Genomic DNA, 23,931 nt, shown 5'->3' on the forward strand with positions numbered 1-23,931 from the left:
GGCGCCGTGCATGGCCACGATAAAAACCGCATAAGCAAATACCCGCGCCGCCGGCCGGTGGCCGGGCAGGTTCGCCGCCCATCCGTTAAACTTCGCCTTTGAACCAATGGCAACGAATGGCAACGAATGGCAACAACGGGAAATGCATGCGCTGGCGCTGGTGGATATTGACGGTACTGCTGCTGCCGGTCGTGGCGGCGGCGGCGCCGGCCGACGGCATCAGCCATCACATGCAGCGCTGGACGCAGGCGCAGGGCGCGCCGCTGTCGTCGTACGATATCGCGCAGACGCCCGACGGCCTGCTCTGGTTCGGCAATATCGGCGGCCTGTTCGATTTCGACGGCGTGCGGTTCCGCCGGCGCGATGCCGTGTACGGGCACCGGCTGCCCGCCAACAACATCAACCGGGTGAAGGCGCTGGGGAACTCGCTGCTGCTCGGCTACCAGACCGGCGGCGTCACGCTGCTCTCCCCCGGCCGGTCGCGCGACTGGCGTCCCGGCGAGGACGGCCTGCCGGCCGGCTCGGTCGGCGGCTTCGCCGTGGACGCCGACGGCGGCATCCTGGTGGGCACCACGACCGGCATTGCCCGCCTGTCGGGGGGCCGCTGGCACAGGCTGCGCGGCAACGCCGGCAACACCGGCACCCAGTACCTTGCCTTCGACCGCGACGGCACGCTGTGGGCAAAGACCAATAACGTGCTGCATGCCCGCGTGCGCGGATCGGATACATTCCACGGCGTGGCGAAAATGCCCGACGCCGGCAATCCGATGCTGGTCGATGGCCGCCTGACGATCGCCGTGCGCGGCCGCGGTTTTCTCGAACTGTCGGGCACCGGCCGGCACCGCCCGCTTGCGGTCGAAACGCCCGGCCGCTACAGCGACCCCCTGTTTTCCGGCCCTGGCGGGACACTGTGGACGATGCGCAAGGATGGCGTGGTGCGGCTGGAAGCGCGCCACGACGGCACGCTGCGGGCGGCGGAACTGTTCGACAGCGGCGGCGATATCGCCCGCCTCGTGGTCGCCTCGACGATCGACCGCGAAGGCAACCTGTGGGTTTCCACGCTGGGGGGCGTGGAGCGCTACCGGCCGCACCGCATCCGCAGGGCCGCATTGCCTGATCAGATGGCGCAATTCCTGGCGCAGCGCGGGATCGGCGACGAGATGTGGATCGGCGGTTCGCTCGGAGTGGTGCAGCGCATCGGCGCGGACGGCGCGCGCGGCACGCTGCCGCTGGTCGGCGCTTCCGCCATCCACCGCACCGGGGCGGACCTGGTCTGGGCCGGCAACGAGCAACAATTGTGCGCGGTGCGGACCGCGGCGCGCCGCTGCTGGCCGCTGCCGCCTCCACTGCGCGGCAACGACGTGCAGGCCATCACCGTGGACCGCGCCGGCCGCGTGTGGGTATCCGTCGTGCGCTTCGGCCTGTTCCGCTTCGACGGCGCGCGCTGGGTCCGCGATGGCGGCCTGGCGGGGATGCCGGCAATCACGCCGGTGACGATGCTGACCGGCGCCTCCGGCCGTACCTGGATCGGCTATACCGAAGGGCGGCTCGGCGAGCTGACCGAAGCCGGCATCCGGATGCTGCCGGCCGCCGGCCGCACGATCGGCAACGTGCTGGCGATGCACGAAGCCGGCGGCCGGCTGCTGGTGGGCGGCGACAACGGCGCGGGCTGGCTCGACGGCGATACCGTCCGGCCCCTGCGGCCGGCCCGCACCGACGCGCTGCGCGGCGTGGCCGGCATCGTGCAGGACCGCGCGGGCGACCTGTGGCTGCATGGCGCGGAAGGCCTGATGCACATCGCCGCCGATGAGCTGGCGGCCTGGTTCGCCGATCCGGCGCGCCAGCCGGAGTGGGAAATGTTCGATTTCGCCGACGGGCTGCTGGGCCAGGTGGCCCAGTTGCGCCCCCTGCCCTCGCTCGCGCTCGGGCATGACGGCAGGATCTGGTATGCCACCGCATCGGCGGCCGGGTGGATCGACCCGGCCGCCATCCACCGCAACCCCTTGCCGCCCACGGTGCTGATCCGCTCGCTGCGCACGCCCCGCGGCGAGCACGCCGCCGTCGATGGCGCGCCGCTGCCGGAACGGACAACAGAAATCGACATCGCGTTCACCGCCACCGCGCTATCGATTCCCGAACGGGTGCGGCTGCGCTACCGGCTGCAGGGCGTGGATTCCGGCTGGCGCGAAGTCGAACACGAGCGACAGGCCCACTATACCAACCTCGCACCCGGCAGCTACCGCTTCGACGTGATCGCCGCGAACGAGGATGGCGTGTGGAACCGGTCCGGCGCCACGCTGGCGTTCACGATCGCGCCGACCGTCTGGCAAAGCACATGGTTCCGCGCGGCGTGCGCGGCGGCACTGGCGCTGGCCGGGTGGCTGGCCTATCGCTGGCGGCTGGCGGCGGCGACGCGGCTCGTTGCCGAGCGCGCCGCGGCCCGTATCGACGAACGGGAACGCATCGCCCGCTCGCTCCACGACAACCTGCTGCAGGCCGTGCATGCACTGATGCTGCATTGCCAGGTGGCGCTGCTCAGGCTGCGCAACGGCACCCCGGCGGCCGGCGCCCTGGAAAAGGCGCTGGCCGATGCCGACGCGCTGGTGGCGAGCACGCGCGACGAAGTGATGGCGCTGCGCGGCGAAACCACGCCGGACGAGCTGCTGGCCGGGCTGCGCGCCACCGTCGAGGCGCTCGATCCGGATGCCGCCGGCCGGCTGCACGTGGCCTTCGCCGGCCGTGCCGTGGCGCTGCGCGGCGAAGCCGCCCTGGAGATCGGCCACGTGCTGCGCGAGGCGGCACTGAACAGCTGCCGCCACGCGCACGCCAGCCGCATCGTGGTGCGGCTCCGGCTGGGTCCCCGGGCACTCGAAGGCAGCGTATGCGACGACGGCCGCGGCATCGACCGCACCGTGGCGCGCCGGGGCCGCGTGGGCCACTGGGGCATCGTCGGCATGCGCGAGCGGATCGGGCGGCTCGGCGGCACGCTCGACATCGGCGCCGCCCCTGCCGGCGGCACGCTGGTGACGTTCCGCATTCCCGCGCACGCGGCGTATGCCGATATTGGACGGAGCACTTCGGGCCGGCTTCGCGCCTTCGTCCTGCGCGCCCTTGCCCTGCGTATTCGCGGCCGCTGAAGCCAGGCGTTAGTACCGCGCGGAACGGCACCGCGCGGGGCAGCACTGCCGCTGAACCTTCCGGCTATACCAGTCCGGTCAGGTAATACACGGCGATCACGAAGAACACCGCCGCGGTCTTGATGACGGTGATGCCGAAGATATCCTTGTACGACTGCTTGTGCGTCAGCCCGGTAACGGCCAGCAGCGTGATCACGGCGCCGTTGTGCGGCAGCGTGTCCATGCCGCCGCTGGCCATCGCCACCACGCGGTGCAGCACCTCGAGCGGGATGCCGGCGGCGTTGCAGCCGGCGATGAAGCTGTCGGCCATCGCCGCCAGCGCAATGCTCATGCCGCCGGACGCGGAACCGGTGATGCCGGACAGCGTGGTGACCGAAATCGCCGCGTTCACGAGCGGATCGGGAATCCTGCGCAGCGATTCGCTGACGGCGATGAAGCCCGGCAGCGCGGCGATCACGCCGCCGAAGCCGTATTCGGAGGCCGTGTTCATCGCCGCCAGCAGCGCGCCGCCGACAGCCGCCTTGGTGCCTTCCGCGAACGAAGCGCGAATGCGCCGGAACGCCGTCACGCACACCAGCAGGATGCCCAGCAGCAGCGCGCCCTCCACCGCCCAGATGCCCACCACCGTCTTGATCGGCGTTTCCACCGGCGCTTTCAGGCCCGGCAGCAGGTCGGCCGTCAGCGTGTAGCTGGTGCCGTAGTGCTGCGCGATCGCGGCGGTCAGCACGTAGTTGGCGACGCCCACCAGCACCAGCGGCGCGACCGACAGCAGCGGATGCGGCAGGTCGGCGGCCGCCGGGCCGGCGCCCCCACCGCTGTCCTTCTCGCCTTCCTTGTCGTCCTTGCGGTCGTCCACGCCATACCCCTCGCCCGTCGCCATCACCGAGCGGCGCCGCCACTCCAGGTAGAACATGCCGGCGATCACCGTGGCGATCGCGCCGACGATGCTGAGCGATGGCGCGGCCCAGCCGGTGGTCTGGAAGAACGTGGTGGGGATGATGTTCTGGATCTGCGGCGTGCCGGGCAGCGTATCCATCGTGAACGAGAACGCGCCCAGCGCGATCGCGCCCGGCATCAGCCGCTTCGGGATGCCGCTCTGGCGGTACAGCTCCGCGGCGAACGGGTACACGGCGAACACCACCACGAACAGCGACACGCCGCCATAGGTGAGCAGCGCGCACACGGCCACGATGACCGCGTTGGCGCGGCTGCTGCCGATGTAGCGGATCGCGGCATGCACGATCGATTGCGAGAAGCCGGCCATCTCGACCAGCTTGCCGAAGACGGCGCCGAGCAGGAACACGGGGAAATACAGTTTCACGAAGCCGACCATCTTTTCCATGAAGATGCCGGAGAAGACGGGAGCGACGGCGGCCGGTTCCGTCAACAGCACGGCGCCCAGCGCGGCGATGGGGGCGAACAGGATGACGCTGTAGCCGCGGTAGGCGGCGAACATCAGGAAAACCAGGGCGGCGAGAACGATCAGGAAGGACATTGGGGGGCTATCGTTGGGTTGGCATGCCCCCATGCTAACGAATTCCCCTGCTTCGCGTGCACACGGCTGGCCGCCGGTGCACGGTGCCGTCCGGAGGCGTCAGTGGAAGATGCCGACCGCCAGTTCCGCCCAGATCGTCAGCAATGCCAGGGCGATGGCCGTGCCGGCGATCAGCCGCGAGGAACGCGTGCGCAGCTTCGCCATCGCCAGTTCGAACGCCAGGCCGCTGCCTGCCAGGAGAACGGCGGCGGCGGCGAAGTCGACCACCCCCCAGCGGAATTCCCCGCCGGACAGCGTCGATACGGCGGGAACCAGCAACAGCGCTCCCGTCACTGCGAGCACGCGCAGTACCTTGCGGGCCGAAAACGGTTTTGCCGGATGGCTGTGCGTGACGGTTTTCATGGATCGCTCCCGGCTCGATGTGCGAACCGCCATCGTAGCACCGGTATTGCGGCATATGCATGGCGATTGTGACAATGTGCGACATTTCACCGCCTGCCGGTCGCGTATAGTCGACAGACCGACTTCCGAGGAAACAGCATGAAAAGCCTTGCCGCCGTTGCGCTCACCGTGATGCTGCACTGCCATGCCGGCGCCGAACCCCTGCGCATCGAACGAAGCGTGGCCACGGATGCCAACACGGCCGGCGACGTGGTCGGTGAAACCCGGTACAGCGACGGCACGCGCCGCGCCGTGCTGTCGCGCGACGGTGTCGTGTCCGAGCTCGGCACCCTCGGCGGCGGCGAGAGCTACGCCACGGCGATCAACGAGCAGGGCACGATCATCGGCGCCTCGCTGACGGCGGCAAACGAGTGGCATGCGTTCGTCTACCGCGTGGGCCACGGCATGCGCGACCTGGGCACGCTGGGCGGCCGCGGCAGCCACGCGGTGGCGCTGGGCCGCAAGGGCCACGTGGCGGGCTACGCGGATACCGCGGATGGCTCGTACCAGGCATTCGTCTGGCACGACGGCCGCATGACCGGTCTCGGCACGCTCGGCGGCAAGAACAGTTACGCCACCGCGGTCAACGCGCTGGGCCACGTGGCTGGCGCCGCGCACAATGCCGAAGGCTACCGGCGCGCCTTCCTGTACCGGCCGGAGACCGGCATCGTCCAGTTACCCACGCTGGGCGGCCGCGCCAGCGTGGCCACGGCGGTCAACGACCATGGCGTCGTGGTCGGCGCCGCGGAAACGGCGGACCGGCGCTGGCACGCCTTCCTGTACGACGGCACGCGGATGGTCGACCTCGGCGCGAAAATCTCCCGCGGCGACACGTTCGCCACCGGCATCAGCCGCGACGGCAAGATCGTCGGCACGATCCGCGTCAACGAATACAAGTCCTACAGTTTCGTGCATGACAAGGGCGCCACGCGCATCCTGCCCAACCTGCGTGCCGACGGCATCGTGGCGAAGATCACCGACGACGGGCAGTTCGTCGGCGCATCGAGCCTCGGCCGCAAGTTCCAGGCCAGCGCCATCCGCAGCGGCGAGCCGTCCGCAGCGATGACGGAGCGGGAGAAATTCGACCTCTTCATGTACACGCTGCTCGCGCTCTCGTTCACGGCATGGGCGCTGTGGCACGTGGGGCCGGACGTGCGCACGTGGTGGCGGCATCGGCAGCAAACGCGTCGCCCCGCCGTTGCGGGGCAACCCGGCCTGTAGGCGCCGCGCCCGTCGCATTCGGCCATGCCGCCCGCCGGCGCAGGTTGGCCGGCATGCCCGGCCGTGACGGCGAGCGCATCATCGTGTTGCAAAAACCACATTCGCCACAATCGTTTTCGCTCCGCACAAACTGATAGCGCTATCAGTTTCAGCCCTCTCCTCAGAGGGAGAGACGCACTCCCCGATGTAATGAACGAACAATGACCTGACTGCGTTATGCTGCAATGCAGCACAAACAACGCTTTACGGAACGGGAAATTCGGGAAGATGATAGCGCTAACTAGCCAATTCGATAACCTGGAGACCCCGATGACACAAACGATCGCCCCGCCAACGCCTTCCGCCAGCACGGCCCGCTGGGTCGTCATGGGTGTCTGCGGTTGCGGCAAGAGCACTGTCGGCAATGCCCTGGCGCGGCGCTTTGGCGTGGCCTTCATCGAAGGAGACCAGTTCCACCCGGCGGCGAACGTTGAAAAAATGTCGGCCGGCGTGCCGCTGGACGACGACGACCGCGCCGGCTGGCTGCAGGCGCTGGCGGACCAGATCCGGCAGGCGCGCGAAAGGAACGCGGGCCTGGTGGTGTCGTGCTCCGCGCTGAAGCGCCGCTACCGCGACCTGCTACGGCAGGCCGATCCCGGACTGCGGTTCGCGCACCTGCACGGCCCGCGCGAACTGATCGCCGCGCGGCTCGGCGGGCGCGCCGACCATTACATGCCGCCGGCGCTGCTGGACAGCCAGCTGCGCGACCTCGAACCGCTGCAGCGCGATGAAGGCGGCCTTGCCCTCGACATCGCCCTGCCGCCCGGGGAGCTTGTGGAACGCATCGCCGGACAGGGCTGAACCGGCCGGCGAGCCGCATCGTCATTGCAAACAAGGCCGCGCCCTCCGAGCGCGCCGATCGTAAAAGAGTGGAGACAACCATGCGTACACCGACACAACGAACCCTGATCAACCTGGCGGTCGCCAGCGCATGCGCGCTGCTGGCGGTACCGGGCCATGCCCAGCAGGCCGCGGGCACGCCGCCCGGCGGCAATCAAAGCAACGGCAGTGTAAACGGCAACACCGCGGGCGCCAGCGGCGCCGACGGCAGCACCGGCGCCGGGGCCGAAACCGCCCCGGCACCCGCGCAGGAAGCGGTCTCCGTGCCGGCGCCGGCATCCACCGGTACGGAAGCGCCGGGCGCGCCCACCCAGGTTGTGCAGGTCTCGGGCACCCGCATCGCCGCGCGCGGCTTCACGCAGCCCACGCCGACCACCAGCCTTTCCACCGCCGACCTGGAACGGGCCGCCAAGCCGAACCTGTTCAACACGCTGGCCGAACTGCCGGCGCTGCAGGGCAGCACGGGCCGCACCACCAGCACCAACAGCACCAGCAGCGGCATCCAGGGCCTCTCGTCCCTGAGCCTGCGCGGCCTGGGCACGATCAGGACGCTGACGCTGCTGGACGGCCAGCGCGTGGTCGGCGCCAACGTGACCGGCGTGACGGACGTGAGCCAGTTCCCGCAACTGCTGGTCAAGCGCGTGGACGTGGTGACCGGCGGCGCCTCGGCCTCGTATGGCTCGGATGCGATCGGCGGCGCCGTCAACTTCATCACCGACAAGAAATTCAAGGGCTTCAAGTTCAACGCCGAAGGCGGCCAGACGAAATACCACGACGACGAACATGGCACGCTGCAGGCCGCATGGGGCGGGAGCTTGCTGGACGACCGCCTGCACGTCACGCTCAGCGGCGAATTCATGAAGGAAAACGGCATCGATTCGCCGGGCTTCGGCGAAGTGGGCCCGAACGGCCGCACATGGTTCAAGAACTCCGCCTACCAGGTGCGCCCGCTGGGCCAGACGACCGACGGGCGCCCGCAGTACACGGTGATCCATCATGCGCAGCAGTACCAGTACTCGAAATACGGCCTGATCACCAGCGGCCCGCTGCAGGGTACCGCCTTCGGCGACGGCGGCGTGCCGTACCGGTTCCAGTACGGCTCGGGCGGCGTGCCCACCGGCACCGGCGCCGTGACCAATTGCGTGAACCCGTTCTGCGTCGGCGGCGACCTGTCGGGCAGCGTGGGCGCCGGCACCAACCTGGCGATGGACCTGAAGCGCAAGGTGGCCTACACCCGCGTATCGTGGGACCTGAACCCCGACAACGAGATCTACTTCACCGCCAACTGGGCGCAGGTCAAGTCGCACTTCTCGCCGAACCCCGGCGCGGCCAAGAACGCCAACCTGACGATCCAGTGCGACAACCCGTTCGTGCCCGCGTCGATCCAGGCCGCATGCGCCGCCAACAACATCACCAGCTTCCAGTACGGCACGGCCAACGCCATCTTCCCCGCCAATATCAACGTGCACCCGACCCGCACCCAGCGGCGCTTCGTGATCGGCGCGGACGGCAAGGTGCCGCTGTTCGGCAGGGAATGGTCGTACGACGCGTATGCGACGCGCGGCGAGAACACCACCACCATCAACGTCCACGACATCACGCTGAACGCGCGCTACAACGCCGCCATCGACGCGGTGCGCACGCCGGCCGGCAATATCGTCTGCCGCAACCCGGTGGCCGCGGCCTCCGGCTGCGTGCCGCTCAACATCATCGGCAACAACCCGGTCTCCCCTGGCGGGTGGGCCTACATCGCGCCGCCGAACGGCCCGCGCCAGCACACCACGCAAAGCCAGGACGTGGCCAGTTTCAACATGAACGGCGAAGCGCTGGAAGGCTGGGCCGGCCCGGTACTGATGGCGTTCGGCGCCGAGTACCGCCGCGAGAAGTACCAGGTGCGCGGCGATGCGTACGGCGCCGGCGTGGACGAACTGTCCCCCAACACCGCCCTGCACCCGGCAGATCCGCTGCTGAACACGACTGTCGGCAACAACTGGTACGCGGGGAACTATCACAACGGCGACGGCAGCTACAGCGTGCGCGAAGCCTATGTGGAATTGAACATGCCGCTGCTGAAATCCGAACGCTGGGGCGAAATCAACCTGAACCTGGCCGACCGCCCGATGAAATACAGCACGGCGGGCAGCGTCAACACATGGAAGGCCGGCGCCACCTGGCAAACGCCGGTGGACGGGCTGCGGCTGCGCGCGGTCACCTCGAAGGACGTGCGGGCTCCCAATCTTTCCGAGCTGTTCGCTGCGCCGGTAGTCATCAACAACGTGGTGCAGTACCAGGGCAACACGATCTCCGTGCAGCAGCGCACCGTGGGCAACACCAACCTGCGGCCGGAAGTGGCGCGCAACAATTCGTTCGGCGTCGTACTGTCGCAACCGTCGTGGGCGCCGGGCTTCTCGGCATCGGTCGACTACTTCGACATCAAGGTCACCGATGTCATCTCGTCGCTGAACGCGCAGCAGGAAGTGGACCTGTGCGTGGCCGGCAACCAGGAAATCTGCTCGGCACTCGTGCTGAACAACCCGGGCAACAACTTCGTCACGCTGCAGAACTTCAACCTGGCGTCGCTGCACACCAAGGGCGTCGACCTGGAAGCCGCATACCGCACCAGCCTGGCCAGGCTGAACGTGCCGGGCCGGTTCACGGTCCGCGCGCTGGCCACCCGCACGCTGCACTTCATCACCAACACCGGCGTGGTCGGCACGATCCCGTCCGAGGGCGCGGGCGTGAACCTGGGCGGCACGCCGAAGTGGAAACTGCTGGCGCAACAGACGTGGGAAAACGACAAGGCGAGCCTCACGCTCAGCGAGCGCTGGTTCAGCGACGGCGTGTACAGCAACGAGTTCATCGAATGCCAGACGGGTTGCCCGGCATCGACGATCATCCACCCGACGATTTACGACAACAGGATGAAGGGCGCCACGTACGTCGACTTCGGCGGCAGCTACAACATCTCCAAGCAGCTGCAGGCCTACTTCAAGATCGACAACCTGGCCGACCGCGATCCGGAGCCGGCGCCGCAGGCCAACGCCAGCTTCGCGATCAACCCCACGCTGTACGACGTGGTGGGCCGCACGTACCGCATCGGCCTGCGCGGCACCTACTGACAGGCCCGGTCAACGTGCTGAACCTGCTTTCCGTGCTGCTGGCGGTCGGCCTGCTGACGCTCCTCATCGCGTGGGGCAAGGTGCAGCCGCTGCTGGCCTTCGTGGTGGCCGCGCTGGTGGCCGCCCTGCTGCTGGGCGTGCCGCCGGCGCGCATCCCGGCGCTGATCGAGAAAGGCATCGGCGACCTGCTCGGCTCCCTGGTGGTGACCATCTGCCTGGGCGCCGTGTTCGGCAAGCTGATCGCCGACAGCGGCGCCGCCCGGCGCATCGCCACCTGCCTGATCGATTCGCTGGGCCCGCGCCGGCTGCCGGTCGCGCTCACGATCACCGGCTTCGTCGTCGGCATCCCGCTGTACTACAACGTGGGCTTCGTGCTGCTGGTGCCGCTGATCTTCTCGCTGGTGGTCCAGTCGGGCCGGCCGGCGGTGGCGCTGGCGATTCCGGTACTGGCCGGCCTGTCGATCGCGCACGGTTTCCTGCCACCGCACCCGGCACCGGTGGCGCTGGTGGCGGCGCTGCACGCGGACATGGGCACCACGCTGCTGTACGGACTGATCGTGGCAGTGCCGACGCTGATCCTGGCCGGTCCCCTGTTCGCGACGACCCTGAAGCGCATCCGTGGCGAGCCGGCGGCGATCTTCCGGGGCGCCGACGTGCCGGCCAGCGACCTGCCCGGCGTCTTCAACAGCTTCGCCACGGCGCTGCTGCCGGTCGTGTTGCTGGGCGCGACGACGCTGCTGACGATGGCGCGGCCGGCGCTGGCGCAGCCGCTGGCGGTGCTGTCCAACCCGCTGATCGTGATGCTGCTGTCGTACGCGGTGGCCATCGTCACGCTCGGGCTGGCGCGTGGCTGGAAGCTCGCGCGGGTGATGCAGGGCCCGCAGGAAGCGATGCGGGAAATCGCACCGATCCTCCTGATCATCGCCGGCGCCGGGGCGCTCAAGCAGGTGCTGGTGGAAACCGGCGTCGGCGCCCAGCTCGGCACCCTGCTGGCGGGAACCCCGGTGCCGCCGCTGGTGCTGGGCTGGCTGGTCGCCACGCTGATCCGCATCTGCCTGGGCTCGGCCACGGTGGCCGGCGTGACGGCCGCCGGCATCGTCGAACCGCTGGTGCACAGCACCGGCGCGAACCCGAACCTGATGGTGCTCGCAGTGGGCGCCGGCAGCCTGATGTGCAGCCACGTGAACGACTCGGGCTTCTGGATGTTCAAGGAATACTTCGGCCTGTCGCTGCGCGACACGTTCTGCTCGTGGACCCTGATGGAAACGCTGGTCGGCGTGTTCGGGCTGCTGTTCGTGCTGCTGCTGTCGGCGGCGCTGGGGTGACAAGGATTACTGCCGAGGCCGTGTCATGGTCCCTGACCCCATGACACGGCCTCGGCAGTAGCATGAAATTCACAGATAACAATACGAGACAAGCGATGAAAACCCACCTGTTACTGGCCGCCACGCTGGCGGCTTCGGCGGCGCAGGCCGCTTCGGTTTCCGCCTACCAGGCGATGCCCGACGATCCCCGCGCCATCGTCGCGCATGCAAAAGGCGACGGCGCGACGGACGACACGGCCGCGCTCCAGGCGGCGATCGACAAGGCCGCGAACGACGAGCAAGGCGGCATCGTCTTCCTGCCCTCCGGCCGCTACCGGCTGACGCGCACGCTGACGATCCCGCTGGCGGTGCGCGTGTACGGCGTGGGCGCCACCCGCCCGGTGTTCGTGCTGGCGCCGAAGACGCCCGGTTTCCAGAAAGGCGTGGCGAACATGGTGATCTTCACCGGCGGCGACCAGTACCGGGTCGGCAAGGTGCCGATGCCGGTGCCCAGCGCGGTGCCGTTCAGCCCGCAGGACAAGCCGGTGCGGGATGCCAACTCGTCGACGTTCTACTCGGCGCTGTCGAACGTGGATTTCGAGATCGGCGCCGGCAACCCGGCCGCCGCCGCGGTGCGCATGCACACGGCGCAGCACTCGAACCTGTCGCACATCGATTTCCACACCGGCTCGGGCCTGGCCGGCATTTACCACGTGGGCAATGTCGGCTACAACCTGCGCTTCTACGGCGGCCGCTACGGCATCCTGGCCGAGAAGACGTCGCCGGCGTGGCAGTTCACGCTGATGGATTCCACCTTCGAAGGCCAGCGCGATGCGGCGATCCGCGAGCACGAGGCCGGCCTGACGATGGTCAATGTCGAGATCCGCGACACGCCGGTGGGCGTGGAGATCGACCGCGGCTACGGCGACTGGTTGTGGGGCAAGGACGTGCGCTTCGAGAACGTGTCAAAGGCGGCCCTCGTCGTCAGCAACGAGAACAATGTCTACACGCAGGTGGGCTTCGAACAGGCCATCGCCCGCAATGTGCCCGTGTTCGCGCGCTTCCGCGACAGCGGCAAGGTCCTCCGGGGCAATGGCCGCGATTACCGTGTCGACGAATTCAACCACGGCCTCACGCTGAAGCAGCTTGGCGAACCGGGCCGGTTCGCGACCAACTACAAGACCGCCACGCTGCCCGCCGGCACGCCGGCGCCGCAGCGCGCGCTCCGTCCCCTGCCGCCGTCGCAGGAGTGGGCCAACGTGCGCACCTTCGGCGCGGTGGGCGACGGCACCACGGACGACACCGCGGCGCTCCAGAAAGCCATCGACAGCCGCCGCGTGGTCTACCTGCCGCTGGGCTTCTATGTCGTCAACGACACGATCCGGCTGAAGGCCGACACCGTGCTGGTCGGCCTGCACCCCGGCCTGACGCAGCTGCTGATCCCGAACGGTTCGCCGAAGTACCAGGGCGTGGACGGCCCGAAGGCGCTGCTGGAAAGCGCGCGCGGCGGCGATGCCATCGTCTCGGGCATCGGCCTGGCCACCGGGGAAGTCAACGGGCGCGCCGTGGCGCTGCTGTGGCGTGCCGGCGAGCGGTCGCTGGTGGACGACGTGCGCATCCAGGGCGGCCACGGCACCCGCCTCTACGACGGCAGCCGCCCGGATCCCTACAGGAAGGACGGCAAGTTCGACACCACCGCCCACTGGGACCGCCAGTACCCGAGCGTGTGGGTGACCGACGGCGGCGGCGGCACGTTTTCCGGCATCTGGTCGCCGAGCGGCTATGCGCAGGCCGGCTTCTACGTGTCGAACACGAAGACGCCGGGCCACGTGTACGAGCTGTCGGCCGAGCACCACGTGCGCGCCGAGATCGTGCTGGATGGCGTGGAAAACTGGGAATTCCTCGCGCCGCAGACGGAAGAGGAAGTGCGCGACGGCATGGATGCGGTATCGATCGAGATCCGCAATTCGAAGAACCTGCTGTTCGCGAACTACCACGGCTATCGCGTGACGCGTTCGCTCAAGCCCATGCCGGCGGCGGTGACGATCACGAACTCGTCGGACATCCGCTTCCGCAACGTGCACGTCAATGGCGAGAGCGGCTTTTCCACGTGCGACGAGAACGGCTGCGCCACCTACCTGCGCGCCTCCAAGTATCCGTACGAAAACGCGATCCGCGACGTGACGAACAAGATCGACGTGCGCGAGCGCGAGTTCGCGGTGCTCGACTACTCGGGACTGCAAAAGAGCGCGCCTTCGCCGCTGGGCAAGGTCGACAAGCTGGAAACGGGCTTCTGGTCGATCGCCGGCGCGGCCGTCGATGCCGCGGGCAAGCTGTACTTCGTTGACCGCCACTGGCGCCGCATCTATGGCTACAGCGCCGACCGCGGCCTGGAAGTGATCCGCGATGCGCCGCTCGACCCGGTCAACCTGGCCATCGACGGCAGCGGCAACGTGATGGTGCTGTCGTCGTACGGCCCGCAAGCTTCGGTGTATGCGTTCAGGCCGGGCACGCCCGGTACCGAGGTCACGATGATCAAGCCCACTGCGGCGGGACCGCGGCGGGATGCGCGCGTGGCGGTGCCCGTCAATTTCTGGCAGAACGGCGAGTTCAGGGACCAGCTGGACCCGCACACCTACGAGTTCACCACGCTGGCCGAAATGTTCGCCCGCGATGTGGCGCTGCCGAAGCCGCAGGAGTACGTGTCGCCGGACGGCTCGCTGGTACTGCCGGCCTGGCGCGTGCTGCGCCAGGGGCCCACGGATCACCTGGGCTTTCGCTGGTCGGACACGCTGGACACGCACGGCTTCACCAGCGCCCGCATCGGCGAACGGGTGGTGTTCACCAACGGTTCCGAGAACCGCACGTTCAGCGGCGTGCTCGGCGCGGGCGGCGCCATCACCGGCCTGAAGCAGGTGGCCGACCGCGGAGGGGAAAGCGCGACCGTGGACGGCGCGGGCAATATCTACGTGGCCAACGGCCAGGTCTTCATCTACGCGCCCGACGGCACGCAGACGGGGCGCATCGACGTGCCGGAACGCCCGCTGCAGCTGATCTTCGGCGGGCCGGACCGGCGCACCCTGTTCATCCTGACCCACCACAGCCTGTATTCGACAAGGATCTGACCATGCCCAAGCAAGCCGGTTTCGCTGCCCTGCCCGCCTTTGCGCTGGTCTTCGCCGTTCTTGCCTGTCCTGCCGCGCCCGCCCAGGAAGCCGCCATCCCGTTGTGGCCCGACGGCGCGCCCGGCGCCGGGAAGCGGCACGGCGAACCGGAAACCGTGAAGGAAGGCGTCTACTTCAGCAACGTGCATGACCCGTCGTTGACCGTCATGCGCGCCGACCCGCGCCATGCGAACGGCGCGGCGGTCATCGTGGTGCCGGGCGGCGGCCACCGGATGCTGGTGTTCCAGAACGAAGGCGTGGCCGCCGCGAAGAACCTGAACCGTATCGGCGTGACGGCTTTCGTGCTGAAGTACCGGCTGGCGCGCGAGGAGGGTTCCGGCTACACGATCGAGGGCGATGCCGCCGCCGACCTGCGCCGCGCCGTGCGATGGGTGCGCACCCACGCCGCGGGATACGGCGTCGATCCGGCGCGCATCGGCGCGATGGGGTTCTCGGCGGGCGGCGAGCTGGTGTCGCTGGTGGCGGACAACCCGCCACCGCCGGGGTTCGTGCCACGCGATGCGGTGGACAGCGCCAGCGCGCGGCCCGATTTCCAGGTGCTGGTCTATCCCGGCCCGCTCGGCGTGCCGGCCGGCGCCGCCGGGCAGGCGCCGCCGGCATTCCTGGTGGCCGGCTCGCGCGACGCCTGCTGCATGCCGCCGACTCTCGCGCTGTACCAGCAACTGGTGGCGGCCGGGGTCTCCGCCGAGCTGCACCTGTACGCCGATACGGATCACGCATTCAACGTGGGCCAGCGCGGCGAGCGCGTCTCGCTGCAGCACTGGCCCGACCGGCTGTCGGACTGGCTGGCCGATGGCGGCTGGCTGGTCGCGCGGGACGGCCGGCCGGGCCGCCCGCCCGAAGGCGTACCCGCCCCCTGAGCCGCAACGCGTCCCCGACATCGAGGAGCTTCCGTGAAACCTTTTTTGATCACCGTGGCCGCGGCCACGGTATTGGTGGCCGCCGGCGATACGCACGCCGACAGCCAGTTCAAGCTGCTCGTGCTGGCCATGCCGGGCAAGTACCACTACGAATACATCCCGATCGCACGCGACAGCCTGGAACGGCTGGCGAAACTGCACTCGTTCGAAGTCACGTATACGAACAAGCCCGGCGTGTTCGACGGCGATCTGGCACAGTATGGCGCCGTGATGTTCCTGAATACGCCCGGCGAGGAACTGAACCCGGCGCAGCGTGCGAAATTCGAGGCGTACATGCGCGGCGGTGGCAACGCTGTCGTCGTGCACCGCGCCGCCATCACGCCGCCAAACGGATGGGTGTGGTACGAAAAACTGGTGGGACGGAGCGTCGGGCCGCATCCGATGCTGCAGACCGGTGTCGTCACGGTCGTCGACAAGGGTTTTCCCGCCGCGTTCGGCCTGCCCGACCGGTGGATCTGGAGCGACGAGTTCTATGTGACCACCAATCCCTACGATGTGAAGATCAACACGGTACTGGGTGTCGACGAGAGCAGCTACGATCCGACGAGGATCTGGCCGGGACAATCGGTGCAGCCAATGGGCAAGGATCATCCGATCGCCTGGTACCACCACGTGGAAAAGGGCCGCGTGTTCGTCACGACGCTCGGGCACAACGGCGAAATGTATCGCGATCCGCAATACCTGGGGCACCTGGTGGGAGGGATCTACTGGGCGGCGATCGGCAAGGGGCAGGTCGGCGGCGCTGTCCGGCAATGAATTCGTGCGTCGTTCCGGCACCGTCGCGCGCGCCCGCAATGTGCACCTCGCATCAGGTTATCCTTGTTAAGATCTCCTTCGGCGCGCAAGCAATTCCATTTCCCCGAACGCAAAGACCCGATGCCCCAACTGCACCCCTGCCCGGACGACGACGGCAACCCCGTCGTCATCCGCATTCCCTCCACGCCGACCGCGCCCGCATCGTGGCTGGACCCGGCCCGGCTCGCGACGGTATTGCCTGGCGGCGCCCTGCCGGACGCGGTCAACGGCATTCCCCTGGCACCGTGGACCGCCGTGCCGGACACGCCGGCCGGATGGACGGCGCTGGCCGACCGCTCGCTGCTGGAAGAACCGCCCTTCGTTCCGCCTGCCGGCATGTGCGCGGCGGCCGGCACGGTGATCGTCGAGGATGACGGGCGCGTGTGGCTCGTCGCGCCATCGAACCGCTATGGCGGCTACAGCGCCACGTTCCCGAAAGGGCGCGCCGATTCCGGCGCCGGCCTGCACTGCACGGCGCTCCGCGAGACCTTCGAGGAGGCGGGCTTGCAGGTCCAGCTCGTGGCCTTCCTGGCCGACTGCCGGCGGACACTGACCTTCACGCGGTACTACATCGCCCGACGCCTCGGCGGCACGCCGGCCGCGATGGGCTGGGAAACGCAGGCGGTACACCTGGTGCCCATCGCGCAGCTGGACCGGGTGGCGGTACACCTGAACGATTATCCCGTGATCAAGGCGGCGCGGGAATGGATCGAATCGCACCGGCGCTGATGGCGGAAGCGGTCCGGGGCGGCAACAGGTCGCAAGCCGCCGCGCCGGTCACCGCACCACGAGCGCGACGCGGCGCACCGCCGCGCGCCAGGGACCGTTGGCCACCCCGACGGGCACGAACGTGACCGCCAGCTCGCGGGGATCGAGCCCGGCGAGGTAGGCGCGGGTATCGTTGCGCAACACGAAGCTGATATCCCTGCTTTCCGGCCCGTCCGGCCCGTGCCCGTCGTTCCCGTCGTGCCCCTCCTGCCCATGCCCGGTTTCCAGCCCGAAGAAATGCAACTGCCCGATGTGCGCCGGGGTTCCCGGCTTCAGCGGGCCGTTGCGGGTGCCGTGCAGGTAGACGTTGAAGGCGACCGGCACGAAACCGGTGGCGGTGCGTCCCTCGATCGACACGATGACCTGGGCGCCGGGCCGCCGCCACGGGGCCTGCGAGCCGGGCGGCTCGCGGTCGAGGGCGGCGCCGGCGACCAGCGCCACGGTCGCCGGCGCGTTGCCGATATCGATGTTGCCATCCACCCCGGCCTCGTTCGTCTCCAGCGCGGCCGGCTGTTTCTGTTCCGCGTCGAGGCTTGCCGCCCCTGGCTTGCCGCGCCCTGGAAAGGCAGGCTTCCCGGCGGACGGCTCAGGTAGGTATCGTAAGCGGCCGCGGGCACGGAAACGGCGTCGCGGATCTGTGTTTCGGCCCGCGTGCCGCCGCCGTTGGCAAACACGAAGGCCTTGTCGAGGAATGCCGGATCGGAGGGATTACGACCGCCCAGGCGGTTCCAGCTGGCCCAGATGCGGTCGATATTGCAGTGGTGAACCCAGAATACCGGATCGCTGGCGGCCCAGGGCACGGTGGCCATGCCGAGCTGCGTGCCGATATCGAGGTGGGCCGCGCCATGCACCATGCCGTCGATGTTCGCGCAAAAGCCGGCGTCGCCATTGAAGGGGTTGTAACTGCCCGACTTCATGCAGTCGAGATTGAGGCCGAACCCGGCCCGGCCCGCGGGCAGCGGCGTGCCCGCATTGATTTCCGGATACCGCTCCTCGCGGTACAGCGCGCCCCAGCGGGGATGGAAGCGTTGCCTGAATTCGACGGGCAACGCCTGCTGCGCGGGATCGGTGTAGTCCCAGTAAGGCATCGTGAAACACGGATCGCCGGAAACCGCTCGGACGATTTCCTCCAGGTAACGGAGATACATCCGGTGCCATGGCAGGAAGTATTGTTGCGGCTGCCCGAGATGCGACTGGCAGGTGTTCCACATTTCGTTGGCCAGCGCCATCGCGGTGCCGCCGAGGGGATAAACCCGGCTGAGCTCGGCAGCCTTGCCGCGGTCGCCGCGCACCATGTGCGTGTACCACTGGAACATCCAGGAACGCGGGCTCGCTTCCGGTTGCGTCAGCGGATTGTTCATCCGCCAGACGCTGTCCGCATAGGTCTGGAGCATCCGCCTGCCCTTGTTGCTGGCGAGGCTGTAACGTGTCATGACGCAGTTCTGCGCCGCGGCGCCCACGGAAGGCAGCAGCACGAGGCCGGCAGCCAGCCCGCCCGTCTTCAGGAACTCCCGGCGCGAAAATGTCGACATATCACCCCCTTCGCAGTCGCGACTGTTGGGAGCCCGATGCCGCCGCGCGCGGCCGGGCCCTGTGCCCATGATCGTCCGTGGATACCGGCATGCAAGGTGAGCAAAATGCATATCGGCACGGGGTTACGGCACGATCAAACTTCCGGGGTGTAATGCATTGACATCAGGCGCCGGGTATGGTCGTTCCCGGGGAAGCGGCGGATGGTCCACGGGATCGGCTCGACAGCCGGTCGAGCAGTTCGATCCAGTGCCCGACCGGCATCGCCGTGCCGCCCTGCAGATGGCTCTGGCAACCGATATTGGCCGACACGATCTCGTCGGCTCCGGTGGCATGCAGCGCCGCCAGCTTGCGCTCGCGCAGCTGGCCGGACAATTCCGGCTGCAGCAGCGAGTAGGTGCCGGCCGAACCGCAGCACAGGTGGCTGTCCGCGCACAGCCGCACGTCGATGCCCACCGCGCGCAGCAATCCTTCCACCTTGCCGCGGATCTGCTGGCCGTGCTGCAGCGTGCATGGCGGATGAAACGCTACCTTGTGCTCCTGCCCGGCACCGGTCCGCCCGTTGATCAGCTCCACCAGCGCATCCTGGAAGCCGCAGAGGATTTCGCTGACGTCCTTCGTCAGCGCGGAAATGCGGCCGGCCTTGCCGGCATACGCGGCGTCGTGCCGCAGCAGGTGTCCGTATTCCTTGACGGTGGCGCCGCAGCCCGATGCCGTCATCACGATGGCTTCGGCGCCCGCCTCCACCAGCGGCCACCACGCATCGATGTTGCGCCGCATGTCGTCCAGCCCGCCGGCCTGGTCGTTCAGGTGGTAGCGGATGGCGCCGCAACAACCCGCCTTCGGAGCAATGACCAGCTCGATACCGAGCGCATCGAACACCCGTGCGGTAGCCGCATTGATGTTCGGCGCCATCGACGGCTGCACGCAGCCATCGAGCAGCAGCATCTTGCGGGCGTGGCCGGAGCGGGGCCACTCCCCCGCCGGGGCCGGGCGCGCGACCTTGGCGCGCAGCGCGGCGGGCAACGCCGGCCGCAGCCATTGGCCCGCCCGCATCAGGGGTTTGAACACCAGCGCGCGCGGCAGGACTTCCCGCAGCAGCGTGCGGGCGGCGCGCTGCGCGGCCGGCCGCGCCACCTGCCGGTCGACGAGATGACGCCCGATGTCGAGCAGCCTGCCGTACTGCACGCCGGACGGGCACGTGGTTTCGCAGTTGCGGCACGTGAGGCAGCGGTCCAGGTGCAGTTGCGTGGAAGGCCCGGGCGTGGCGCCTTCCAGCACCTGCTTGATCAGGTAGATGCGGCCGCGTGGGCCGTCGAGTTCGTCGCCAAGCAGCTGGTAGGTGGGGCACGTGGCCGTGCAAAAGCCGCAATGCACGCACTGGCGCAGGATCGCTTCGGCTTCCTGCCCTTCCGGCGTTTCCCTGTATTGGGGAGCGAGATTCGTTTGCATGATCACAGGTCTCCGTACATGCGGCCGGGGTTGAAGATGCCGGCCGGGTCGAATGCTTTTTTCAGGTTGCGGTGGATCGCGTGGATGGCCGGCGCCAGCGGATGGAACACGTCGTGCCGCGCGGCGCCGCGGTACTGGGTGGCATGGCCGCCGTGCTGCGCGGCCAGCGCGCGGATGGCTTCCGGTGCATCGTCGGCTCGCAGCCAGCGCTGGCCGCCGCCCCATTCGATCAGTTGCGGGCCCCCGTGCGCCAGCACCGGGGCCGCGGTGGGCACCGACAGCCGCCACAGCGGCGCGGCGGGGTCGAAGAAGGCGTGGCGCTGTTCGCGGATATCGCGCCAGAATGCTTCGGCCGCCGCCGCGGGCAGCGCCTCGCCGCCGAGGCGGCGCGCGGCCGCTTCCACGGCCGCCCCGGCGCCGGACAGGCGCACGGCCAGCATGCCGTCGTGCCAGGCACTGGCCGACAGCGGCAACGGCTGCCCCGCCCAGGCGTTCAGGTGCCGCAGCGCGGCTTCCTGGTCGAGCGCCAGGCGCAACGTGCTTTCGGCCGCGGGCAGGGGCAGCACCTTCAGCGACACCTCCAGTATCAGCCCCAGCATGCCCAGCGATCCGGCCAGCAGGCGCGAAACGTCGTAACCCGCCACGTTCTTCATGACCTGGCCGCCGAACCGCAGCACTTCGCCGCGCCCATCCATCAACGTGGCGCCCAGCACGAAGTCGCGCACCGCGCCGGCGGCCTGGCGGCGCGGCCCGGCCAGGCCGCTCGCCACCACGCCGCCGATGGTGGCGGGGCCGAAGTGCGGCGGCTCGAAGGCCAGCATCTGCCCCTGCCCGGCCAGCACCGCCTCCACCTCGGCGAGCGGCGTGCCGCAGCGCGCGGTGATCACCAGCTCGGTCGGCTCGTAGCTGGCGATGCCGCGGTAGCCGGCCGTTTCCAGCAGCGCGCCTTTGGGCGGGCGGCCGTACCAGTCCTTGCTGCCGCCGCCGCGCAGGCGCAGCGGCGCCCTGTCCCGCCCGGCGCGCAGCACGCGTTCACGAAAGCTGTCCAGAATGTCGTCCATGCCTAACTCCTTTCCTGCTCCTGTGCGTAGCATGCCGATGGCGCCCGGGCGAACTGGAACAACCCGGCATCCACCTTGCGCCTGCCGTACTGCGCGCAGCGGTCCAGCGTGGGAATGGCCTTGTCCGGATTGAGCTGCCGTGCCGGGTCGAACGCCTGCTTGACGGCGATGAACGCGGCGATCTCCTCCACGGTGAATTGCCCGCACATCGCATCGAGCTTCTCGACACCCACGCCGTGCTCGCCCGTGACGGTGCCGCCGGCCGCCACGCACAGCGCCAGGATCGCTTCGCCGAAGCGCTCCGCGCGGGCGAATTCGCCAGGCACGTTGGCATCGAACAGGATCAACGGATGCAGGTTGCCGTCGCCGGCATGGAACACGTTGGCGCAGCGCAGCCCGTATTCGAGCGCGAGCGCATCGATTCCGGTCAGCACCCCGGCCAGCCTGCGGCGCGGAATGGTGCCGTCCATGCAGTAATAGTCGGGCGAGATGCGGCCAGCGGCGGGAAACGCGTTCTTGCGGCCCGACCAGAAGCGCAGGCGCTCCGCTTCGTCGCGCGACACGGCAATGGCGGTCGCGCCCGAGCGCGCCAGCACCGCGCCCATGCGCGCGATCTCGTCATCGACTTCTTCCGGCAGGCCATCCGATTCGCACAGCAGGATGGCGGCGGCCTCGGTATCGTAGCCGGCCCGCACGAAAGGCTCGACCATGCGCACGCTGGTGCGGTCCATCATTTCCAGCCCGGCCGGGATGATGCCGGCGGAGATCACGCTGGCCACCGCGTCGGCGCCCTGCACCACGCTGTCGAACGAAGCCATGATGACGCGTGCCTGCGGCGGCTTCGGCACCAGCTTCACGGTTGCCTCGGTGACCACGCCCAGCATGCCTTCCGAGCCGATGAACACGGCCAGCAGGTCGAGCCCGGCCGCATCGGGCGCGCAGCTGCCCAGCTCCACGATGTGGCCATCGGCGTCGACCATGCGCACGCGCAGCACATTGTGCAGGGTGAGCCCATACTTCAGGCAGTGCACGCCGCCGGAATTCTCGGCGATATTGCCGCCGATGGTGCAGGCGATCTGCGACGAGGGATCGGGCGCGTAGTACAGGCCATGGCCGGCGGCGGCCTCGGAAATGGCCGCGTTGCGCACGCCCGGCTGCACGGTCGCCGTCCGCGCGGTCGCATCGACGGCGACGATGCGGTTCAACCTGGCGGTGGACAGCACGATGCCTTCGGCAACGGGCGTGGCCCCGCCCGACAGGCCGGTTCCCGCGCCGCGCGGCACGATGGGCACCCGCAACGTGCCGCATGCCCGCAGCACGGCCGCCACCTGCGCCTCGTTTTCCGGCAGGGCCACCGCCAGCGGCAACTGGCGGTAGGCGGTCAGGCCGTCGCATTCGTAGGGACGGGTATCTTCTTCGCCGGACAGGATGCAGTGCGGCGGCAGCACGGCGTGCAAGGCGGCGACCGTGGCGCTCCGGCGCGCCGCGGTCGAGGCAATATCGTGATCGGGTGCGTTCATGAGGTTGGCTTCCTGCTGGCTGGTTCGGTGTTCGGGCTGGAACCAGTGTAGCGGCAGGCCGCCCCTTCAGGCGGTGAAAAGAATTAACCGCTGCATCCGATATTTTTCATGGAACGGACCGCAGACCGGGCGCGCTGCGAACGCAGCTGACGTACCGCTCATGTACCCCTCATGTAGCCGAATACGCCGCCAGCAGCCAGTCGATGAACAGCTGCACTTCGGGGCGCCGTTTCGCGCCCTGCTCGTACACCATGTAGTACGCGTGCGGCGGCGACGCCAGGCGGATGTCGAACAGCTCGACCACCTCGCCCCTGTCGATCATTTCCTGCGCGAAGTGCTGGCGCGTGAGGCCGACGCCCTGGCCGAGCCGAACGGCTTCCAGCAACAGGCCGAGATCGTCCACGCGCAGGCCCGTGGCGGGCTCCTGCCAATCCAGGCCGGCCACCTCGAACCACGATTTCCACGGTTCCAGCGCCGAGCGCAGCAAGGTGGCCTTCGACAAGTCCCGCGGGCTGGCGATGCCGCCGATACGTTCGAGGTAGGCGGGACTGGCCACCGGAAAGGCCGGCTCTTCCATCAGCTTGACGGTTTCCAGGTCGGGATACCTGCCGGCGCCGAAGCGCACTTCCAGGTCCGATTCGGACAGGCTCAGGTCGTACAACGGCACGGACAGGAACACGTCCACCACGATGTCCGGATGCGCGGCGGTAAAGCCGGCCAGCTTCGGCAGCAGCAGGTAGCGGGCGAACGTGGGCGGCACGGTGAGCTTGATGCGCGGCTGCGCCGGCGAGGCGCGGCCCGGCATCGGGAAATCGGTCAGGGTTTGCAACGCCGTGCAGACGACATCGAGATAGCTGCGGCCGAACGGCGTGAGCGCCGGCGCCCGGCCATCGCGGATGAACAGGCGATCGCCGACGAATTCCTCCAGCAGGCGGATACGGTGCGACAGCGCGGACGGCGTGATGCACAGCTGGTTGGCCGCCACCGCGAAGGAGCCGGAATGCGCGGCGGCCTCGAAGGCGACCAGCGCATGGACAGGTGGAAATCGTTTTGGCATGTGCGCTCGGGTCTCGTGTACTTTGTTGTGCCTTCTGAAACGCCGCG

Annotated in this window: 17 protein-coding genes; 9 read left to right on the forward strand and 8 right to left on the reverse strand. The window is 68.8% G+C overall.

Annotated elements, in window-relative coordinates:
- Window positions 1–116 precede the first annotated feature (116 nt).
- The gene (locus tag GJV26_RS02065) at window positions 117–3,137 is read left to right on the forward strand and encodes a sensor histidine kinase (RefSeq protein ID WP_155707244.1); all 3,021 of its coding nucleotides are present in this window, start codon (window positions 117–119) and stop codon (window positions 3,135–3,137) included.
- A gap of 64 nt (window positions 3,138–3,201) precedes the next feature.
- Here GJV26_RS02065 and GJV26_RS02070 read toward each other — a convergent pair whose 3' ends face one another.
- Together GJV26_RS02070 and GJV26_RS02075 are read right to left on the reverse strand one after the other, a co-directional pair.
- Window positions 3,202–4,632: a GntP family permease gene (locus GJV26_RS02070; protein WP_155707246.1), complete on the reverse strand. Its 1,431-nt coding sequence runs from the start codon at window positions 4,630–4,632 to the stop codon at window positions 3,202–3,204.
- 99 nt (window positions 4,633–4,731) lie between these two features.
- Window positions 4,732–5,034 (reverse strand): hypothetical protein, encoded by a 303-nt coding sequence (locus GJV26_RS02075; RefSeq protein ID WP_155707248.1) that lies wholly within the window; start codon window positions 5,032–5,034, stop codon window positions 4,732–4,734.
- A gap of 138 nt (window positions 5,035–5,172) precedes the next feature.
- On the opposite strand from GJV26_RS02075, the gene GJV26_RS02080 reads away from it, so the two are divergent.
- From GJV26_RS02080 to GJV26_RS02115, 8 genes are all read left to right on the forward strand, one after another.
- Window positions 5,173–6,294, forward strand: a complete 1,122-nt coding sequence (locus tag GJV26_RS02080; protein WP_155707249.1) for an HAF repeat-containing protein — start codon at window positions 5,173–5,175, stop codon at window positions 6,292–6,294.
- A 309-nt stretch (window positions 6,295–6,603) separates the two neighbouring features.
- Complete coding sequence (locus GJV26_RS02085) at window positions 6,604–7,134, forward strand: gluconokinase (RefSeq protein WP_229419142.1); 531 nt, start codon at window positions 6,604–6,606, stop codon at window positions 7,132–7,134.
- Between the two features lie 80 nt (window positions 7,135–7,214).
- Window positions 7,215–10,292, forward strand: coding sequence for a TonB-dependent receptor plug domain-containing protein (locus tag GJV26_RS02090; protein ID WP_155707251.1), 3,078 nt, complete (start codon window positions 7,215–7,217; stop codon window positions 10,290–10,292).
- Window positions 10,293–10,306: 14 nt separating this feature from the next.
- Window positions 10,307–11,617 (forward strand): gluconate:H+ symporter, encoded by a 1,311-nt coding sequence (locus GJV26_RS02095; protein WP_229427930.1) that lies wholly within the window; start codon window positions 10,307–10,309, stop codon window positions 11,615–11,617.
- Between the two features lie 95 nt (window positions 11,618–11,712).
- Entirely contained in the window at window positions 11,713–14,721 is a 3,009-nt protein-coding gene (locus tag GJV26_RS02100; protein WP_155707253.1) for a glycosyl hydrolase family 28-related protein, read from the forward strand.
- A gap of 2 nt (window positions 14,722–14,723) precedes the next feature.
- On the forward strand, window positions 14,724–15,641 hold the full coding sequence (locus GJV26_RS02105; RefSeq protein ID WP_155707255.1) for an alpha/beta hydrolase: 918 nt from the start codon (window positions 14,724–14,726) through the stop codon (window positions 15,639–15,641).
- Window positions 15,642–15,674: 33 nt separating this feature from the next.
- Complete coding sequence (locus GJV26_RS02110; RefSeq protein ID WP_189442371.1) at window positions 15,675–16,457, forward strand: ThuA domain-containing protein; 783 nt, start codon at window positions 15,675–15,677, stop codon at window positions 16,455–16,457.
- Window positions 16,458–16,577: 120 nt separating this feature from the next.
- On the forward strand, window positions 16,578–17,225 hold the full coding sequence (locus tag GJV26_RS02115) for an NUDIX hydrolase (RefSeq protein WP_155707257.1): 648 nt from the start codon (window positions 16,578–16,580) through the stop codon (window positions 17,223–17,225).
- A 48-nt stretch (window positions 17,226–17,273) separates the two neighbouring features.
- Here GJV26_RS02115 and GJV26_RS29750 read toward each other — a convergent pair whose 3' ends face one another.
- The 6 genes from GJV26_RS29750 to GJV26_RS02140 all read right to left on the reverse strand — a co-directional run bounded on the left by GJV26_RS29750 (window position 17,274) and on the right by GJV26_RS02140 (window position 23,884).
- Window positions 17,274–17,621, reverse strand: a complete 348-nt coding sequence (locus GJV26_RS29750; protein ID WP_173346117.1) for a hypothetical protein — start codon at window positions 17,619–17,621, stop codon at window positions 17,274–17,276.
- On the reverse strand, window positions 17,537–18,796 hold the full coding sequence (locus GJV26_RS02120) for a tyrosinase family protein (protein WP_173346118.1): 1,260 nt from the start codon (window positions 18,794–18,796) through the stop codon (window positions 17,537–17,539). The genes GJV26_RS29750 and GJV26_RS02120 overlap by 85 nt, the downstream gene beginning before the upstream one ends.
- 163 nt (window positions 18,797–18,959) lie before the next feature.
- Complete coding sequence (gene glcF, locus GJV26_RS02125) at window positions 18,960–20,246, reverse strand: glycolate oxidase subunit GlcF (RefSeq protein WP_155707261.1); 1,287 nt, start codon at window positions 20,244–20,246, stop codon at window positions 18,960–18,962.
- 2 nt (window positions 20,247–20,248) lie between these two features.
- Window positions 20,249–21,307: a glycolate oxidase subunit GlcE gene (gene glcE / locus GJV26_RS02130; protein ID WP_155707263.1), complete on the reverse strand. Its 1,059-nt coding sequence runs from the start codon at window positions 21,305–21,307 to the stop codon at window positions 20,249–20,251.
- Between the two features lie 2 nt (window positions 21,308–21,309).
- The gene (locus tag GJV26_RS02135) at window positions 21,310–22,827 is read right to left on the reverse strand and encodes an FAD-linked oxidase C-terminal domain-containing protein (RefSeq protein ID WP_155707265.1); all 1,518 of its coding nucleotides are present in this window, start codon (window positions 22,825–22,827) and stop codon (window positions 21,310–21,312) included.
- Window positions 22,828–22,996: 169 nt separating this feature from the next.
- Window positions 22,997–23,884, reverse strand: a complete 888-nt coding sequence (locus GJV26_RS02140) for a LysR substrate-binding domain-containing protein (protein WP_155707267.1) — start codon at window positions 23,882–23,884, stop codon at window positions 22,997–22,999.
- Window positions 23,885–23,931 lie beyond the last annotated feature (47 nt).

Origin of the sequence: Pseudoduganella dura (assembly GCF_009727155.1) — a bacterium.
Lineage (GTDB): Bacteria > Pseudomonadota > Gammaproteobacteria > Burkholderiales > Burkholderiaceae_D > Rugamonas > Rugamonas dura.

What these genes read in the sequence shown, in the direction of transcription:
- GJV26_RS02065 (WP_155707244.1), top strand. Translation starts at nt 117, where the DNA reads ATGGCAACGAATGGCAACAACGGGAAATGCATGCGCTGGCGCTGGTGG.
- GJV26_RS02070 (WP_155707246.1), bottom strand. Translation starts at nt 4,632, where the DNA reads ATGTCCTTCCTGATCGTTCTCGCCGCCCTGGTTTTCCTGATGTTCGCC.
- GJV26_RS02075 (WP_155707248.1), bottom strand. Translation starts at nt 5,034, where the DNA reads ATGAAAACCGTCACGCACAGCCATCCGGCAAAACCGTTTTCGGCCCGC.
- GJV26_RS02080 (WP_155707249.1), top strand. Translation starts at nt 5,173, where the DNA reads ATGAAAAGCCTTGCCGCCGTTGCGCTCACCGTGATGCTGCACTGCCAT.
- GJV26_RS02085 (WP_229419142.1), top strand. Translation starts at nt 6,604, where the DNA reads ATGACACAAACGATCGCCCCGCCAACGCCTTCCGCCAGCACGGCCCGC.
- GJV26_RS02090 (WP_155707251.1), top strand. Translation starts at nt 7,215, where the DNA reads ATGCGTACACCGACACAACGAACCCTGATCAACCTGGCGGTCGCCAGC.
- GJV26_RS02100 (WP_155707253.1), top strand. Translation starts at nt 11,713, where the DNA reads ATGAAAACCCACCTGTTACTGGCCGCCACGCTGGCGGCTTCGGCGGCG.
- GJV26_RS02105 (WP_155707255.1), top strand. Translation starts at nt 14,724, where the DNA reads ATGCCCAAGCAAGCCGGTTTCGCTGCCCTGCCCGCCTTTGCGCTGGTC.
- GJV26_RS02115 (WP_155707257.1), top strand. Translation starts at nt 16,578, where the DNA reads ATGCCCCAACTGCACCCCTGCCCGGACGACGACGGCAACCCCGTCGTC.
- GJV26_RS02120 (WP_173346118.1), bottom strand. Translation starts at nt 18,796, where the DNA reads ATGTCGACATTTTCGCGCCGGGAGTTCCTGAAGACGGGCGGGCTGGCT.
- glcF (WP_155707261.1), bottom strand. Translation starts at nt 20,246, where the DNA reads ATGCAAACGAATCTCGCTCCCCAATACAGGGAAACGCCGGAAGGGCAG.
- glcE (WP_155707263.1), bottom strand. Translation starts at nt 21,307, where the DNA reads ATGGACGACATTCTGGACAGCTTTCGTGAACGCGTGCTGCGCGCCGGG.
- GJV26_RS02135 (WP_155707265.1), bottom strand. Translation starts at nt 22,827, where the DNA reads ATGAACGCACCCGATCACGATATTGCCTCGACCGCGGCGCGCCGGAGC.
- GJV26_RS02140 (WP_155707267.1), bottom strand. Translation starts at nt 23,884, where the DNA reads ATGCCAAAACGATTTCCACCTGTCCATGCGCTGGTCGCCTTCGAGGCC.